11 protein-coding genes are annotated in these 13440 nt (G+C 64.3%); 6 read left to right on the top strand and 5 right to left on the bottom strand.

The features are described from left to right. The first annotated feature begins 58 nt into the window (after nucleotides 1–58). Nucleotides 59–3013, top strand: coding sequence for an ATP-binding protein (locus tag QD208_RS00325; protein WP_279835213.1), 2955 nt, complete (start codon nucleotides 59–61; stop codon nucleotides 3011–3013). Between the two features lie 15 nt (nucleotides 3014–3028). Here the strand turns inward: QD208_RS00325 and QD208_RS00330 are convergent, their stop codons facing one another. From QD208_RS00330 to QD208_RS00340, 3 genes are all read right to left on the bottom strand, one after another. After that, nucleotides 3029–3499, bottom strand: coding sequence for a DNA polymerase III subunit chi (locus QD208_RS00330; protein ID WP_043333207.1), 471 nt, complete (start codon nucleotides 3497–3499; stop codon nucleotides 3029–3031). A 221-nt stretch (nucleotides 3500–3720) separates the two neighbouring features. Next, nucleotides 3721–4815, bottom strand: coding sequence for a branched-chain amino acid aminotransferase (locus QD208_RS00335; RefSeq protein WP_279835214.1), 1095 nt, complete (start codon nucleotides 4813–4815; stop codon nucleotides 3721–3723). 145 nt (nucleotides 4816–4960) lie between these two features. Beyond that, a complete protein-coding gene (locus QD208_RS00340) occupies nucleotides 4961–6481 on the bottom strand; it encodes a leucyl aminopeptidase (protein ID WP_043333204.1) in 1521 nt (506 codons plus the stop codon). Nucleotides 6482–6893: 412 nt separating this feature from the next. Between QD208_RS00340 and lptF the strand changes: the two genes are divergently transcribed. Genes lptF through QD208_RS00355 form a run of 3 tightly spaced genes read left to right on the top strand, consistent with a single transcriptional unit; the run spans nucleotide 6894 to nucleotide 9527 of the window. Beyond that, the gene (gene lptF, locus QD208_RS00345; protein WP_082388186.1) at nucleotides 6894–7988 is read left to right on the top strand and encodes an LPS export ABC transporter permease LptF; all 1095 of its coding nucleotides are present in this window, start codon (nucleotides 6894–6896) and stop codon (nucleotides 7986–7988) included. Beyond that, nucleotides 7988–9070, top strand: a complete 1083-nt coding sequence (lptG, locus tag QD208_RS00350) for an LPS export ABC transporter permease LptG (RefSeq protein WP_131431197.1) — start codon at nucleotides 7988–7990, stop codon at nucleotides 9068–9070. Before lptF ends, lptG begins: the two co-directional genes overlap by 1 nt. Next, on the top strand, nucleotides 9063–9527 hold the full coding sequence (locus tag QD208_RS00355; protein ID WP_235506925.1) for an RDD family protein: 465 nt from the start codon (nucleotides 9063–9065) through the stop codon (nucleotides 9525–9527). Before lptG ends, QD208_RS00355 begins: the two co-directional genes overlap by 8 nt. A gap of 157 nt (nucleotides 9528–9684) precedes the next feature. Here the strand turns inward: QD208_RS00355 and QD208_RS00360 are convergent, their stop codons facing one another. After that, the gene (locus QD208_RS00360; protein ID WP_279835217.1) at nucleotides 9685–10509 is read right to left on the bottom strand and encodes a hypothetical protein; all 825 of its coding nucleotides are present in this window, start codon (nucleotides 10507–10509) and stop codon (nucleotides 9685–9687) included. 632 nt (nucleotides 10510–11141) lie between these two features. On the opposite strand from QD208_RS00360, the gene QD208_RS00365 reads away from it, so the two are divergent. Continuing rightward, nucleotides 11142–11345, top strand: coding sequence for a bacterioferritin-associated ferredoxin (locus QD208_RS00365; protein ID WP_279835219.1), 204 nt, complete (start codon nucleotides 11142–11144; stop codon nucleotides 11343–11345). 399 nt (nucleotides 11346–11744) lie between these two features. Further along, nucleotides 11745–12224, top strand: a complete 480-nt coding sequence (bfr, locus tag QD208_RS00370) for a bacterioferritin (protein ID WP_043333195.1) — start codon at nucleotides 11745–11747, stop codon at nucleotides 12222–12224. A gap of 93 nt (nucleotides 12225–12317) precedes the next feature. Here bfr and QD208_RS00375 read toward each other — a convergent pair whose 3' ends face one another. Further along, on the bottom strand, nucleotides 12318–13439 hold the full coding sequence (locus QD208_RS00375) for a 5-(carboxyamino)imidazole ribonucleotide synthase (protein ID WP_279835221.1): 1122 nt from the start codon (nucleotides 13437–13439) through the stop codon (nucleotides 12318–12320). Nucleotide 13440 lies beyond the last annotated feature (1 nt).

Genomic DNA, 13440 nt, shown 5'->3' on the forward strand with positions numbered 1-13440 from the left:
TGACGCCGAGGCTTGCCGCCTCGCACACTTCCCATTCTCTCACGCTCGCGGAGCCGCAATGTCCAAGCCTCGCCCCACGGACGGTGCCCCTCGTCCGACACGTCGTTGGGTCTGGCATGAACTGCTGCGTCATGCGCTGGTGCCATTGCTGGTGCTCGAGGTGGCGCTGCTGGGCTGCTATCTGGTGTTGCACTGGCTGGTCTCCGGGCAGCAGGACTCCACGCGCAGTGAGCTGGTGAATACCCAGCTCGAGCAGCTGACCCATTACGAGGCAGAGCACATCAGCCTGCTGGCGGACGACTGGCGCAGTGATGCCCGTCAGCTGGCGCGCAGCACTCTGCGTCACATGGACACCCCCGTGACGTCCCGCCAGCGCGAGCAGGAGCTAAAGCGCCACATGAGCGCGGGCGACGGCACCCTGTACGTCGCCGAGAATGATGGTGGCGCCGGCTCCTATTACTCCTCGCTGGTGCCGAGCTATCTGCAGGACCACGACAAGGTGGTGCGCCTCTCGACAATGGACGCCCAGGTGTCGGACATGCTCGCCACGCAACCCGAGCTGCGCCAGATCTGGTTCTCCGGCTACGACGGCTACTTCCGCATGTTGCCGTGGACCGATACCCGCAACATCTTCACGCCTGGCGTCGACCTCACCAGCTACGGCTTCTACTACCTGGCGGATGATCGCAACAACCCGAGCCGTGGCGCCGTCATCACGCCGCCCTACCAGGACCCGGTCGGCAGCGGTTGGCTGGTCTCGACGCTGATGCCGGTCCATCGCGGCGACTTTCTCGAAGGCGTGGTCGGCATCGACGTCACCCTCGATTCTCTGGTCGAGCGGCTCGAGAATGCCGAGCTGCCCTGGGGCGCCTATCTGATTCTGGTGAGTGACGATGTCGTCATGGCCATGCCGAGTGTCGGCGAGCAGGATTTCGGCCCCCAGCCCGACCCTGAAGTGGTGCCGATGCCGCTGCTGCACGATCGCTTCCTCGATACGGCGCATGATGTCGAGAACTCCCCGGCCATGGCGCACCTGCTGCGCAGCATCTCGGATGAGGCGCAGGGCGTGCGCAGCGTTGCCTTGCTCGCCGGTGAGCGGCTGGTCGGCTGGCAATCGGTGCCGGGCACTGACTGGCGGTTGTTGGCGGTGGTGGATGCGCAGCAGGTCAACAGCGGCATCGATATCTGGAATGAACGCTTCAATCAGCTGGGCTACGTGATGCTGGTGGGACTGATTCTGTTCTTCTTCGCCCTGCTGGTAGTGATGCGTTGGCGGGCCGAAGCCATGGCGGCCACCCTGTCCGAATCACTGGCACGCCTCAGCGACATGGCGCTGCGCATTGGTCGCGGCCAGCCCGTGGTACGCGAGCGCTTCCAGCTGCAGGAGCTGGACCAGGCCGGTGAGGCGCTGCGCGAAGCGGCCCAGCGGCGCGACCAGATCGAGCTTGAACGCGCCGAGGGTGCGCGGCACGTCGAGATGGTGATGGCGGCCTCCGGCGATGCCACCTGGCGCTATGACTTCGATCAGGACGATCTCTACCTGCACGAGAATTTCTTCCTGATGCTGGGGCTGCCGGTCCGCGCCAGCATGCATCTGGCGGACCTTGACGCCATGACGCACCCGGAAGACCTCGTCGGTCTGCTCGAGGCGCGCTGGCGAGTCATGCACGGGGAAAGCTGGGCCGAGGCACGTGACGTGCGCTATCGGCATGCGCGTGGTCACTGGGTCTGGGTGCAGATTCGCGGCCAGATCACCCGGCGTGATCATGAGGGCCGGCCACAGCGCGCCACCGGGCTTGCGCTGGATATCCAGCGCCACAAGCAGTCGCTCAAGCTGCTGGAGGCGGCCCGTGACAGTGCCACCGAGGCCAGCCAGTCCAAGTCGCGTTTCTTCTCGAGTTTCAGTCACGAGATTCGCACCCCGCTCAACGCCATCATGGGCTTCACGGATCTGCTCTGCGAGGAAGCCGACCTGACCCGCGAGCAGCGCCGCTACGTGGATGAGGCCAGTCATGCGGCGGCACAGCTGTCGGCGCTGATCGAGGACGTGCTGCAGATGTCGAGTCTGGAAGCCGGTGATCTGCCGCTGGATTGCCAACCTCTCTCGGTGGGTCAGAAGCTGATCCGGCTGGCGGGGCAATATCAGCCGCGCCTGGAGAGCGCCAACCTGACGCTATCGCTGGCATTGGAAGGCGAGTCACTGTGGCTGAATGCCGACCAGCGCCGCCTGGATCAGATTCTCGGCAACCTGATGGGCAACGCCATCAAGTACAACCGCGAGGGGGGCTGGATCCGTCTGGCCATCGGTCAGGAGCGCAATGCCAGCGGGGTGGAGATGGGCTGGGTGGAAATCACCGATGGCGGCTTCGGCTTTGATTCCGCGCAGGCGGTCCAGCTGTTCCAGCCGTTCTCGCGTCTGGGACGTGAAGATTCAGGCATCGAGGGCACCGGGCTCGGGCTGGCGCTGTCGCGGGAGCTCGCCCGCCGCATGGGCGGTGACATCACGGCGCGGGGCGAGCTGGGCGAAGGCGCCAGCTTCCGGGTCTGGTTGCCGCTGGCGGATGTCAGCGCCCATGAGCGCGTCGTCCAGGCGGCGTGGTCGGCGGAGAAGGTGCTGCCGGTGCCCTGTCGCTGGCTGGTGATCAGCACGCGGGCGCAGGACCGTCTGCGCCTCGAGGTGATCGGCAGTCACGTCGCCAATCTGGAGATCATCATCGCCAGCAGTGCGGCCCAGGCGTTGCGTCTGGTGCGAGATGTCTGCCCGTGTCTGGTCATCTTCGGCGATGTGCCGGACATGAACGTGGCGGCGCTGTTCGCCGAGATCCAGCGCATGCCGCGCGAACTGCCGTTGTGGGCCGTGCGTATCGGGGAGCGTCACGCCAGCGAGGCCGCAGGCGGCCTGCCCGAGGCCTTCTTCGACAATGGTGAAAGTCCGCCGAGCATGGCCGATATCGAGCGCTGGATGACGCATCTGATGGTCAGCTTCCAGCGTGCCTGCGATACGGACCGCTGACGCATGGCGTGTCGCTCAGCTGACGCCCTTGAGCTGATGCGAGCGAACGGCATAACCGCGCGACTTGTAGGTGCGCCAGCATTCGCGCTTGGTGACCAGCACATCCTGATGCTGATTGATGATCTCGGCGACGCGCTCGAAGCGTGAGAACCACTCGGGAATCTCGGGGTGCAGGTTGAGCAGCGCCTCGATACCCGGCGCCGGGGCGTCCTGCCAGCCGATGGTGACCGGCGGGCGCGGCACGTCATCGGCGTGTTCGGCCTCGCGGGCGGCCATGTCGAGATCGATATCCAGCGCATGGGGCACGAAGCTTTCCGGGCGGAACTGCCACAGATGCTCATCGAACTGACGCGCCATCGCCTCGTCCTCGACATGCACATGCAGGCGAAAGCCCTTGGCGTGGATGGTCTCGGCCAGCCGGCAGGCGAATTCCAGCCGGGCTTCCAGCGTGGTGTCGGGCAGGATGTAGAAGTCGATCTGGGTCATGGGCACCGCTCGGGCAAGGAATTCTCGAGCGCTCAGGATACCGCACTCGCCGCGCGGCTTCGATGCAGCCTGCCTCCCGTGATGTCTTTCCGCAGCCAGATATCCGTGCGCCAGAACCCCCAAGGCCCGCCTCTTTCGAGGCGGGCCTTGGGGTTTTGGTCATCCTTCAAGCCACAGGGGCAGGCTCGAGGACTTGTTTCCGTGCACTAATGTCAGTGCACTTATACCAGGCGCGTCATCCAGCCACGCGTGTCTTCGGCGCGACCGTATTGCAGGTCCAGCAGCTGGCTGCGCAGACGCATGGCGACATCACCGGCGTTGGCGGTCAGGTCGAGGCGACCTTCTTCACTGACCAGCTCGCCCACCGGGGTGATGACGGCGGCGGTACCGCAGGCGAATACCTCGGTGATCTCACCGGAGGCGATGCCTTCACGCCACTCGTCGATGCTGATCGGGCGCTCTTCCGGCGTCAGGCCCAGATCGGTCGCCATGGTCAGGATGGAGTCACGGGTGACACCTTCCAGAATGGTGCCGGTCAGGCGCGGCGTGACCAGACGGCCGTCCTTGAAGACGAAGAACAGGTTCATGCCGCCCAGTTCCTCGACCCACTTGTTCTCGGCGGCGTCCAGGAACACGACCTGGTCACAGCCATTGGCGGAGGCTTCGCTCTGCGCGGCCAGTGAGCCCGCGTAGTTGCCGCCGCACTTGGCGAAACCGGTACCGCCGGCGGCCGCACGGTTGTAGTGCGAGGACAGCCAGATGGAGACCGGCTTGATGCCGCCCTTGAAGTAGGCCGCCACCGGTGAGGCGATCACGTAGTAATCGACTTCACGCGACGGACGCACGCCGAGGAAGGCTTCGCTGGCGATCATGAACGGACGCAGATAGAGGCTGCATTCGTCACTGACGCTGGCCGGAGTCGGCACCCAGGCGCTGTCCTGTGCGAGCAGGGCCTTGAGCGAGCCGACGAAGTCCTCGTCGGACAGCTCCGGCAGTGCCAGACGGCGGGCGGAATTGCGGAAACGTGCGGCGTTCTTCTCGGGGCGGAAGGTCCACACCGAGCCGTCTTCATGACGGTAGGCCTTGATGCCTTCGAAGATTTCCTGGGCGTAGTGCAGTACCGAGGCGGCGGGGTCGAGGCTCAGCGGGCCGTAGGGGCGGACTTCATGGCCGTGCCAGCCGCCGTCGGCGGTCCAGCGTACATGGGCCATGTGATCGCTGAAGTGACGGCCGAAGCCGGGATTGGCCAGAATGGTGTCGCGAACGGCAGCATCCGCCGGTTGCGTGGACGCGCGGACGTCGAAGCCTTTGGTCACGTGGGTGTCTCCGTAGCAGCGAGACCCCCGACGCGGAACGCCGGGGGTCGAATCATTTTTATAGGACCTCTCGGGTCAGCGGTGCCGAGTGGCGTCGCGACCCGCGTGTCTCAACGCTAGCACGCTATCGAGAGCATGCGAAGCCTCAGACGGTCTCTTCCTGCGGGGCGCTGAGTTCCGCTTCGCGATCCAGCAGGTATTGGGTCAGCAGGCCCACCGGGCGGCCGCTGGCGCCTTTCTGCTTGCCGGACATCCAGGCGGTGCCGGCGATGTCCAGATGCGCCCACGGGAAGGTGTCCGCGAAGCGGGACAGGAAGCAACCTGCGGTGATCATGCCGGCTTCGCGACCGCCGATGTTGGCGATGTCGGCGAAGTTGGAATCCAGCTGCGTCTGATACTCGTCCCACAGCGGCATGTGCCAGGCGCGGTCCCAGGCTTCTTCGCCGGCGTCGAGCAGGTCGAGCGCCAGGTCATCATCGTTGGAGATCAGGCCGGTGGCGTGATTGCCCAGCGCGATGACGCAGGCGCCGGTCAGAGTGGCGATGTCGACGACGCTGGCCGGCTCGAAGCGCTCGGCGTAGGTCAGCGCATCACACAGCACCAGACGGCCTTCGGCGTCGGTATTGAGGACTTCGACGGTCAGGCCCTTCAGGGTCTTGATGATGTCGCCCGGCTTGGTGGCGCGGCCGTCCGGCATGTTCTCGGCGCTGGCCACGATGGCCACCACGTTGAGCTTGGGCTTGAGTTCCAGCACGGTGCGCATGGTGCCGAACACGCTGGCCGCGCCGCCCATGTCGTACTTCATCTCGTCCATGCCGGCGCCCGGCTTGAGCGAGATGCCGCCGGTATCGAAGGTGATGCCCTTGCCGACCAGCACGTGCGGGGCTTCGTTCTCGTCTTCCGCACCGCGGTATTCCATCACGATCAGGCGGCTCGGCTCTTCACTGCCGCGGCCGACCGACAGCAGGGACAGGGCGCCGAGCTCCTCGAGCTCTTCCTCGCCGAGCACGGTCACTTTCAGGGCGCCATCGGAGGCAGCACCCAGTTGCTCGGCACGCTCGCCCAGGTAGCGCGGCGTGCAGATGTTGCCCGGCAGATTGCCCAGCGTGCGCGCTTCATTGACGCCCATGCCGATGGCGGCACCGACGCGCAGGCCGGCTTCCAGTTCGGCCTGACGCTGCTTGTCGGCACTAACCACGCTCAGGCGGGTCAGAGAGACGGGCTCACCCGGCTTGCTCTTCATCTCGGTGAAGCGATAGGCAGTGCGCAGTGCGCTCTCGGCGATCATGCGCGCCATCCAGTCAGCCTCACGCAGCTCGAGATTCAGCTCGAGACCAGCGAAGGCCGCGTCTTCGATGGGCAGCTTGAGCAGGGCAGTCATAGCGGCATCGAGGCCACGCTTGTAACGGCTTTCGTCGAGCTTTTCCTCACTGCCGAAACCGGCCAGCAGCAGGCGCTGAGCGCCGAGGCCCGGAGCGAAGGGCACCAGCAGGGTATTGCCGAGCTCGGGCTTGAAGTCGCCGCGCTCGATCAGCTGGGAGATCAGCTTCTCGCTGGCATCGTCGAGTCGTGCCGCAGCACCGGTGAGGTCGCCCTCGATGACAGGTACCACGATGCAGGCGGTTTCAAGCTGGGCCGGATTGGCAGTGACTACAGGAAATTCCATGGCAACTCCACGCGCGCGAGTGAGGGTACGAAGATGAACAGTACAAGGATGAAGGATGTCGTCAGGCCAGGCGTGCCCGGCTCGCGGCGACATCGGGGTCATGGTCTGGATGGGGGCGCAGACCGCTCATGACAAGCTGAGCTGGCATGCACGAGTGAGGGCAGTCCATCATGTCAGGCTGTCCACGTGCAATGCCTGCAGCCGCGACAAGGCAGCATCCTTTCTGGATAATGCTGCTGCATGAGGGGGAGCCGCTCCCGTCCAGTCTTCAGACCCGTGCCGCCAGTGTACGCAAAGGCTGCGCACCATGCATGAGGGGGATGATGCCTTCATGTGATCACGACCATTCCTCCACCGGCTATCATCGATCTGGTCAACACGCTCGCTTGCGAGCGGGAAACAGGAGTTCCACTTGATCATCTTCCGCTACCTGACACGCGAGATACTCACCACCATGGCCGCCGTGGCCGGGGTGCTGATGCTTGTCATCATGGGCAGCCGATTCATCCGCTATTTCAGTGATGCGGCGGAGGGGGATTTCCCGGCGTCGATTCTCGGCAGTCTGATGCTCTATCACCTGCCGGGTTTCTTCGAACTGCTGCTGCCGCTGTCCTTCTTCCTCGCCGTGTTGCTGGCCTTCGGTCAGCTGTACATGAACAGCGAGATCACCGTGCTGGTCGCCTGTGGCGTCGGCCCGGAGCGCCTGCTGCGTGTCACCCTGCTGCCGGCGCTGTTGATCACGGCGCTGGTCGCGGCCTGCAGCCTCTATCTGACGCCTGCCGGCGCGCTCAAGAATGAGCTGTTGCTCGAGCAGCAGAAGCAGAAGACCGACTTCTCGATTCTCGGCGCGGGACGCTTCCAGGAGATCGGCAATCGCACCGTCTATGCCGAGAGCATGAGCGATGACAACAGCGAGCTGGAAAACGTCTTCATCGCCGAGGCAGGTGACAGCAATGCCGCCAGCACGCCCGACAGCGAACCGAGCCAGTCGGTGGTGCGCGCCGAGCGTGCCTTCCAGGAAGTTAGCCCCGAGACCGGCAGTCGTTATCTGGTGTTGAGCGACGGCACGCGCTACGGCGTGGAGCCCGGCAAGGCGATCGCCCAGCGACTGGGCTTTGATCGCTACGGCGTGCGCATCACCGAGGGCCAGGACGCCGCGGCTCTCAAGGAGGACATCGAGCTTGCGACCACGGCGCAGCTCTGGGCTTCCGATCTTCCGGAGGCCAAGGCCCAGCTGCAGTGGCGCATCTCGCTGCCGTTGATGGTGCCGATCCTGATGCTGATCGGCCTGCCGCTGGCACGCGTCAATCCGCGTCAGGGGCGTTTCGCGCGTCTGCTGCCGGCCATCTTCGTGCATATCACCTACCTCAGTCTGTTGATCGCGGCGCAGAATGCCGTCGCATCCGAGAAGTACCCGGCCGCCATTGGCCTGTGGCCCATTCACGGCGTCTATCTGGCGCTCGGCATCTGGCTGAGCTGGCGCGACAACCGCGGAGGTGGCCGCTGATGCTGCTTGATCGTCTCGACCGTTACATCGCCCGCAATGTGCTGGTGGCCATGCTGGTGGTGCAGGTACTGATTCTCGGGCTCGACCTGATGATTACCTACATCAATGATCTGGGGGATGTGAAAGGCGACTACGGCGCCTTTGAAGTGCTCCTCTATCTGCTGATGCGTCTGCCGTCGCGCTTCTACGAATTCGTGCCGGTTGGCGTACTGCTGGGCGCCCTGATCGGGCTGGGCAGCATGGCCTCGAGCAATGAGCTGACCATCATGCGCGCCGCCGGTCGTTCACTGACACGCATTCTGTGGGGCGTGATGAAGCCGCTGGGGCTGGTCATCGCCATCACCATGGCGGTCGGTGAATACGTCGCCCCCGTCACCGAACTGCAGGCCGACGCCTGGCGCGCCGAGAAGCAGCAGGGCGCAGGCGCCGTCTATGCCGAGGGTGGCGGCTGGCAGCGCGAGGGCAACGACTACTACCGATTCGGCTCGATTCGCAGCGATGATGTGGTGCTCAACGTCACCCGCTATCGCTTCGATGACGAGCGCCACCTGACCCAGGCGCTCTACGCCAAGCGCGCCGTCTGGCAGGATGATGGCTGGACGCTGGAGGCAGTGCAGACCACCACCTTCGAGTCCCAGGATGGCGAGCCGAGCGCCACCACGGTAGCTCAGCAGGAGACCCGCGAGTGGGATACCCAGCTGACGCCGGACCTGCTCAAGCTGGTCATCAGCGACCCCAAGCAGCAGTCAGCCTCCGACCTGTGGCGCTATTCCCGCTATCTGCAGGACCAGGGGCTGTCGGCCAACCAGCCACTGCTCTACTTCTGGCAGAAGATTCTGCAGCCGCTGACACTGGCGGCGCTGGTACTGGTGGCCGCCTCCTTCGTCTTCGGGCCCTTGCGCACGGTGGCGGCGGGGACCCGGGTCTTCTACGGCATCGTGGTCGGCCTGCTGTTCAAGTATCTGCAGGACCTGCTCGCCCCGGCCTCGGTGGTGTTCGGCTTCGCGCCCATCTGGGCGGTGCTGGCACCGATGCTGGCCTGTTACGTGATCGGCCTGCTGCTGATCCGGCGCAGTGGCTAGGGGCGCCCCGCACTCTCGCCGCCGTCTCGACCCGCAGGGAGCGCGCCCTGCGGGCCTGATGCGGCGTCTGGGTGGCGTGGTCTATGACGCCTTCCTCGTGATGGCGTTGTTGATCGTGCTGGGCTTCATCGGGGTTGCCGTCAATGGTGGTGAGGCCAATCAGTCGCCGCTGTTCCGCAGTCTGTTGCTGGTGGCGATGTTCGCCTTCTTCGGCGGCTGCTGGAGCCGCAGTGGCATGACGCTGGGCATGCAGGCCTGGCGACTGCGCATCGAGACGCCACAGGGTCATGTCCCGACGCTGCAGCAGTGCCTGATACGCTTCGTGGTTGCCGGGCTGTCATTGGGCGCCTGCGGGCTGGGGTACGTCTGGCAGCTGTGGGACCCTGAGCAGCGCAGCTGGCAGGACATCGCCTCCGGCACCCGCGTGGTGGTGCTGCCCAAGCCGCGGCGCGAGTGAGGCACCGTCAGGGATCCTCTGGCGCATGCGCCGTGCAGGAAAGCAGCGAGCTCATCCAGAAGTGATCTCAGCCAGACGTGATCTCAATCAGATAAAAAAACGCCCCGGCAGTCATCGACTGGCGGGGCGTTGTGTTTTCCGCGAGTGCAGGGGGTGATCAGACGCCCAGCAGGCCATCCAGGCGCGTGATGATGCGCTCCACGCTGGCGCGTGACACCACCAGGCTGTCTTCCTGTGCCGCCGTCTCGGGCAACTCGCGCGGCAGGTCGATCACCGCGGTGCCCATGCCTTCCAGGCGCACACCCTCGCGATAACGCACGAAGGACAGCTGGCCGATCGGACGCTGGCCATCGTGATCGAGGCGCGCCAGACGCGTGAAGGCGCTGACGGTATCGAGCACCGGCGCGCTGGTCAGCGGCAGATGTGTCAGGCGCCATGCCAGCCAGCCATCGATGTCGATGGCTTCGTCACGCAGGGTGGCGAACCAGTGGCGCGCCTGATCCAGGCGGTAGCGAGCACGGCCCTGCTTGTCGAGCCACAGCACGTCGGCGCTGGCCTGACGCGGGCTTTCCAGCTCGCCCGGCAGGTACAGCCAGGATTCGGTCAGGCGCTGCAGGGCGCCCGGCAGCGGCTCATCCAGGGTGCGCTCGTTCAGGGAGTCCAGCGCCGCGCTCAGGTCGCCCTGTTCCGCGCTCTCGCCGGTGTTGGAGTAACCGACGTTGTAGCGCCAGACGCGGTCGGAAATTTCCTGGGTGACCACGTGGTCATGGGGCAGAGCGATATGGCTCATCAGTTCACGCGCGTTGCAATGCTCATCCACCAAGCCTTCACGGCGGGCTTCACGATAGAGATTGCGCAGCAGCGGGGTCAGCGGCAGACGGTGGTGGTCACCGAAGCAGCTGCCGGCGTCGCGGACGGCGTCCAGATCAAGTGGCAGGTGGGACGTGGCGTGATGATCGGCGGTGGCGAGTTGTACTGACATGATATCGGGCTCCTTGCGGATTGGCGTTCGGAAATCGGCAGATAGGGCAACAGCAGACGGATTCAGGCCGGTCACGGCTTCAGCATGGCGCCCATCATCGGCATGCCGATGCGGGTCATGGCCATGAGGAGGCGGAGCGACGGAATCTCTTGCAGTGTCCTGTTCATGTTCTTTCCTGATTGCCTGGCGGGGCGTGGCAGTCATTTGCCTTCATCGTGACGCGGCGCTTCCCGTGAGCGAGGAGCTGGGCTGCGTTCAGCTGGGCTGCGTTCGAGTGACCCGCCTGAGTGATCGGCTAGCGATGACTCATTATGTTTTGGTGCGATTGTTTTTCGAATTGCATAAAAAATCGTTATACATACTAGCGGTCTCGTGTGAAATCGCAACCCTACCTTTCTGTCAGCCACGAGCCATCATTCTTTATACGGCGCTGGCTTTCCCCACGGCAATCGCTTTGTGAGGCTGATGTGGCCTGCTTATGACATCGTGTGTTCCGCAACCGCAAACCGGCCAGAAATCGCCTCGCTAAGTATTTGATATAACGTGTGAATGAGAATTTTTTGCAGTCAGGTGTTGCGCATGTTTCTGCGAATCATTTACATTTGTCTCACTTGGAGTGAGCGAGGTGAGCCATGTACGTCTGTCTGTGCAAAGGTGTGTCAGACCACAAGATCCGCGAAGTCGTGGAACAGGGAGCGCGCAGCTTCCGCGAAGTCCGTGAGCAGACCGGCTGCGCGACCCAGTGCGGCAAATGTGCCTGCATGGCCAAGACCATCACTCGCGAAGCGGTCGCGCGTGAAATGATGCCGGCAGAGGGTCTCGCCTACGCGGTGTGATGCAGGCTCGAGCCGAGGCTCGCCTGCCGGCGACTGACACTCCAGTCGCCGCACTGTCCATTGCTGCGTGATCCGTTCTCGTCGACTCCCGGCAAGTGCTCGCCTGCCTGACGCCCGCCACCTGGTCTCAAGACCGGGCGGCGGGCGTTTTCGTATGGGCGCCAGGCAATCCGGTGTCGGTCGCCACATGACAACGCGGATACCAATCCTTCCCATTTGCGCCTAAAAGTCGATAACTTGTTGGTATGTCTCGAAAAATTCATGTTTTTGCGCCATACTTGCCGCACATGATCGATAGGGCACGCCTGACGTGCCCGCGCTGCGGCTGATGCATGCCGTCATCAGGCGCAGCACAGAACCTGACGCAAGCAGCAACCCTGACAAGAGAGGAATGGCGACATGAAAGGCGATCCCAAGATCATCGAGCATCTCAACACCATACTGGCCAACGAACTGGTCGCCATAAATCAGTACTTCCTGCATGCGCGCATGTACAAGGACTGGGGCCTCAAGCGCCTGGCCAAGTGGGAATACGACGAGTCCATCGAAGAGATGCGTCACGCCGACACCCTGATCGAGCGCATCCTGTTCCTGGAAGGTCTGCCCAACCTGCAGGACCTCGGCAAGCTGCGCATCGGCGAGAACACCAAGGAAATGCTCGAGTGTGATCTGGCGCTGGAGCACCAGGCACATGGCGATCTGAAGGAAGCGATCGCCTACGCCGAGCAGGTTCGCGATTACACCTCGCGTGATCTGTTCCGCAAGATCCTCGACGACGAGGAAGAGCACATCGATCACCTGGAGACCGAGCTGGGCCTGATCGAGAAAGTCGGCATCGAGCTCTACCTGCAGAAGCAGATCCACCACGAGATCGACTGATTCCGTGGCGGCTCGCTGAGCCGTGCCGAAGACAAAACGCCCCCGCTGCCGATGGCAGCGGGGGCGTTTTGTCTTCAGTGGCGCAGAACCGGCTTACTTGCCCAGTTCATTGACCAGCAGCGCTTCGACAGCCGCGATGCGGGCGTCGAGGCTCGCCTTGTCGGCGGCCAGCACCGTGATGTGGCCGATCTTGCGCCCCGCACGCGGCGCCTTGCCGTAGTCGTGCAGACGCGCGCCGGGGATGGAGAGCACGGCGTCACGTTCCGGCATGCGGCCGATGATGTTGAGCATCGCGCAGGGCGTGAGCAGTGCGGTCTCGCCCAGCGGCATGCCGGCGACGGCACGCAGGTGATTCTCGAACTGGCTGGTGACAGCGCCTTCGATGCTCCAGTGACCCGAGTTATGCACGCGCGGTGCGATCTCGTTGGCCAGCAGGCGCTCGCTGCCATCGGCGTCCTTGACGACGAAGAATTCGAAGGCCATCACGCCGACATAGTCGAGCTCGTGCATCACCTTGAAGGCAGCCGCCTCGGCTTCGGCCTGCAGGCCGTGGGAGTCGAGCGGCGTGGAGCAGTGCAGGATGCCGCTGCGATGTTCATTGCGCGACAGCGGCCAGGCGCGCGTCTCGCCATCGCGACCGCGTACCGCGATCACCGAGACTTCGTGATCGAAGGCGATGAAGCCTTCCAGGATCAGCGGCACGCTACCGAGTTCGGCGAAGGTGTCGGCGACGTCGGCCATCTCGCGCAGCACCTTCTGGCCCTTGCCGTCATAGCCCAGCGTGCGTGTCTTGAGCACGGCGGGCAGACCGATGGTCGCGACGCCCGCTTCAAGGTCCGCCTGGCTGTCGACCAGCGCCAGCGGCGGCACCTCGATGCCAAGACGCATGAACAGCGACTTCTCGCTCCAGCGGTCACGCGCGGTATCCAGGGCGCCAGCCGGCGGGAAGGTCGGGCGCTCGGCTGCCAGACGCGCGACGGCGTCCGCCGGCACGTTCTCGAACTCGAAGGTGATGGCATCAGACGCCGCCACCAGCTGCGTCAGGGCCGCATCATCCTGCCAATCGGCGCAGAGATGATGGCCGTGGACGCGACCGCAGGGCGAATCCGAAGGATCAAGGAAGGTGAAGCGGGCATTCAGGGCGGCGCCGGCCTGAGCCAACATGCGGCCCAGCTGACCGCCGCCGACGATACCGAAGCGGAACGGCTGGCTCATG

The sequence above is a fragment of the Cobetia sp. 29-18-1 genome, assembly GCF_029846405.1.
GTDB lineage: Bacteria > Pseudomonadota > Gammaproteobacteria > Pseudomonadales > Halomonadaceae > Cobetia > Cobetia amphilecti.